General features: G+C 54.2%; 1 protein-coding gene. It reads right to left on the reverse strand.

Translation table 11 applies throughout. The features are described from left to right. Window positions 1-585: 585 nt before the first annotated feature. Window positions 586-1,033 (reverse strand): hypothetical protein (locus AC097L_RS26310; protein ID WP_479589630.1); only part of this gene is annotated, 448 nt, incomplete at its 5' end.

Raw genomic sequence — 1,033 nt, forward strand, 5'->3', positions numbered from 1 at the left:
AACGCACAGGGCCCGGGACATTGAACAACTGCTGCCGCATCGCTGGCAGCCCATCCCTCCTTGAAATCAACCATGGCTGTGGCCAGTGGTCAACATGGGATGGCCGGACGCTTACGACGATCCAGAGCAAATACCCCGAGTAGATCTTGATTGGGTGATGCACGCACATACCTTGAACAGTTGTGTCTTTGACGAATGAAAACCCTGCGCTAAGTACAACACCGGTAGCCGCCACAGCGCTGGCTAGAGACGCGAATCGCTGCACCAAGCATGCGTGCGCGAGCACGAATGCCACATTTGCTAACCATGCTAAGCAGAACAACAGGCTTTCGTCGCTGCCGACTTGTAGGACTGCTGTGAATCCCCAAAATAGAAGAAAGAGTCCTGTGTATGTGTCGCCTTACTCTTGAACAATGCCAAAAGCAGGCAGCGTCAGAGAGCCGATGAAAGTTGCAAGGCTCGCGATTTCCAGCAGCCACTCTGACCGGGATAAGCGGCCTGAGACCGTAATGGAAGCGAGGGGTTGCATTCGATGCCTAATGTGAAAGTGAGCGGACGCCAAAGGTGGTCCGCTCGAATGGCAGGTTAAACCTCACTGCGCCCCCAAAACGGCGAGAGCGAGCCAAACAACGACCTTCTGCGGATTGAGACGATCTCATTTGCTGCGAACGGTAAAGCACCTTCGCCGTCGGGATCGTCTGCGCGGCCTGTAAGGTACGCGCCGCCTCGTACAACCAAGTTCATGAACTCGCGACCATCGCGCAACTTCACGTCTACCCAATGGATGTCCATCTTCATTTCTGGGCCAAGCTTGGCCCGAAGTGGTGGAGTCAGTTCAAGAGGTTGCACGCACGGTTCCGTGAGGTTTAACGAATAGCGTTTATCTGCCGCGCAGCGATGCAAGAGGCGATGGCATTGTTCATACGCGGCAGATAAACCTTGTTGGACTGAACCAACGCCCAGGATGGCTGTTGGTAAAAGGGAGATGAAAGCATAGGGGATTATTCGAACCCACCTCCCCGATACATTCAAA

It is taken from the genome of Rhodoferax sp. RT5P35 (assembly GCF_056521385.1).